Raw genomic sequence first — 3113 nt, forward strand, 5'->3', positions numbered from 1 at the left:
TGTGGCGACACGACTTCGGCGGTGTACTTGAGCCCCGCTACATTATCGGCGCAGAATCACTCGACCAGTGAGCTATTACGCACTCTTTCAAGGATGGCTGCTTCTAAGCCAACCTCCTGGCTGTCTCTGCGACTCCACATCCTTTCCCACTTAGCACACGCTTAGGGGCCTTAGTCGATGCTCTGGGCTGTTTCCCTCTCGACCATGGAGCTTATCCCCCACAGTCTCACTGCCGCGCTCAACTTGCCGGCATTCGGAGTTTGGCTAAGGTCAGTAACCCGGTAAGGCCCATCACCTACCCAGTGCTCTACCTCCGACAAGCAACACACGACGCTGCACCTAAATGCATTTCGGGGAGAACCAGCTATCACGGAGTCTGATTGGCCTTTCACCCCTAACCACAGGTCATCCCCCAGATTTTCAACTCTGGTGGGTTCGGGCCTCCACGCAGTCTTACCCACGCTTCACCCTGCCCATGGCTAGATCACCCCGCTTCGGGTCTAGGGCATGCTACTCAAACGCCCTCTTCGGACTCGCTTTCGCTACGGCTCCCCACCAACAGGTTAACCTCGCAACACACCGCAAACTCGCAGGCTCATTCTTCAAAAGGCACGCAGTCACGACAACAAGCACACAAAGCACTCGCTGCGACGCTCCCACGGCTTGTAGGCACACGGTTTCAGGTACTCTTTCACTCCGCTCCCGCGGTACTTTTCACCATTCCCTCACGGTACTATCCACTATCGGTCACCAGGGAATATTTAGGCTTAACGGGTGGTCCCGCCAGATTCACACAGGATTTCTCGGGCCCCGTGCTACTTGGGTGGCCCCTCAACGAGTCGCAGACATTTCAGCTACGGGGGTCTTACCCTCTACGCCAGGCCTTTCGCATGCCCTTCGCCTACACCCACGATTTCTCACTCGCCGACCGTCCGGCAGAACGATCACAAGGAACTCCCACAACCCCGCCTGCGCAACCCCTGCCGGGTATCACACACAAACGGTTTAGCCTCCTCCGGTTTCGCTCACCACTACTCCCGGAATCACGGTTGTTTTCTCTTCCTACGGGTACTGAGATGTTTCACTTCCCCGCGTTCCCTCCACACCGCCTATACATTCAGCGGCAGGTGACAGCCCATAACGACTGCCGGGTTCCCCCATTCGGAAACCCCCGGATCACAGCTCGGTTGACAACTCCCCGGGGACTATCGCGGCCTCCCACGTCCTTCATCGGTTCCTGGTACCAAGGCATCCACCGTGCGCCCTTAAAAACTTGGCCACAGATGCTCGCGTCCACTGTGCAATTCTCAACCAACAAACGAAGACACACCACCGCAAAGCAGCCATGCCCTCACAACCCAACAGCGCGCCCGGAACCAGCCAACCCCCGCACACCCTTTCCACACCACACCGTGGCAGTACTCAGACACACACAGGCCAACCAACCCCGAATAGTCAACGTTCCACCCATGAGCAACCACCCCAGGACACTCGCCCAGGGCCGGCCAAATGCTCCTTAGAAAGGAGGTGATCCAGCCGCACCTTCCGGTACGGCTACCTTGTTACGACTTCGTCCCAATCGCCAGTCCCACCTTCGACGACTCCCTCCCCACAAAGGAGGTTGGGCCACCGGCTTCGGGTGTTACCGACTTTCGTGACGTGACGGGCGGTGTGTACAAGGCCCGGGAACGTATTCACCGCAGCAATGCTGATCTGCGATTACTAGCGACTCCGACTTCATGGGGTCGAGTTGCAGACCCCAATCCGAACTGAGACCGGCTTTTTGAGATTCGCTCCACCTCACGGCATCGCAGCTCATTGTACCGGCCATTGTAGCACGTGTGCAGCCCAAGACATAAGGGGCATGATGACTTGACGTCGTCCCCACCTTCCTCCGAGTTGACCCCGGCAGTCTCCCGTGAGTCCCCAACCACCCCAAAGGATGTTGCTGGCAACACAGGATAAGGGTTGCGCTCGTTGCGGGACTTAACCCAACATCTCACGACACGAGCTGACGACAGCCATGCACCACCTGTACACCGACTCAAAGAGAAACCCTGTCTCCAGAGCTGTCCGGCATATGTCAAGCCTTGGTAAGGTTCTTCGCGTTGCGTCGAATTAAGCCACATGCTCCGCCGCTTGTGCGGGCCCCCGTCAATTCCTTTGAGTTTTAGCCTTGCGGCCGTACTCCCCAGGCGGGGAACTTAATGCGTTAGCTGCGGCACAGACAACGTGGAATGCTGCCCACACCTAGTTCCCACCGTTTACAGCGTGGACTACCAGGGTATCTAATCCTGTTCGCTCCCCACGCTTTCGCTCCTCAGCGTCAGTATCGGCCCAGAGACCCGCCTTCGCCACCGGTGTTCCTCCTGATATCTGCGCATTTCACCGCTACACCAGGAATTCCAGTCTCCCCTACCGAACTCTAGCCTGCCCGTATCGACTGCAGACCCAGGGTTAAGCCCCGGGCTTTCACAACCGACGCGACAAGCCGCCTACGAGCTCTTTACGCCCAATAATTCCGGACAACGCTTGCACCCTACGTATTACCGCGGCTGCTGGCACGTAGTTAGCCGGTGCTTCTTCTACAGGTACCGTCACCCCAAGGAGCTTCTTCCCTGCTGAAAGAGGTTTACAACCCGAAGGCCGTCATCCCTCACGCGGCGTCGCTGCATCAGGCTTCCGCCCATTGTGCAATATTCCCCACTGCTGCCTCCCGTAGGAGTCTGGGCCGTGTCTCAGTCCCAGTGTGGCCGGTCACCCTCTCAGGCCGGCTACCCGTCGTCGCCTTGGTAGGCCACTACCCCACCAACAAGCTGATAGGCCGCGGGCCCATCCCACACCGCAAAAGCTTTCCACCAGCAGGCCATGCGACCACCAGTGTATATCCGGTATTAGACCCAGTTTCCCAGGCTTATCCCAGAGTGCAGGGCAGATTACCCACGTGTTACTCACCCGTTCGCCACTAATCACCGGCCGAAACCGGATCATCGTTCGACTTGCATGTGTTAAGCACGCCGCCAGCGTTCGTCCTGAGCCAGGATCAAACTCTCCGTGAATGCTTCAAAGAAACAATCCACGCGAGCAATAACCTCGCTGAACTGTAAAACAAA

Annotated in this window: 2 rRNA genes; both read right to left on the minus strand. The window is 57.7% G+C overall.

Going from position 1 to position 3113, the window contains the following annotated elements:
• Positions 1-1279: ribosomal RNA gene (locus RM779_RS33165) — 23S ribosomal RNA — on the minus strand; the annotation flags it as partial.
• Between the two features lie 241 nt (positions 1280-1520).
• A 16S ribosomal RNA gene (locus tag RM779_RS33170) occupies positions 1521-3059 on the minus strand.
• Positions 3060-3113 lie beyond the last annotated feature (54 nt).

Origin of the sequence: Streptomyces johnsoniae, from assembly GCF_031845565.1 — a bacterium.
GTDB classification, from domain to species: Bacteria; Actinomycetota; Actinomycetes; order Streptomycetales; family Streptomycetaceae; genus Streptomyces; species Streptomyces johnsoniae.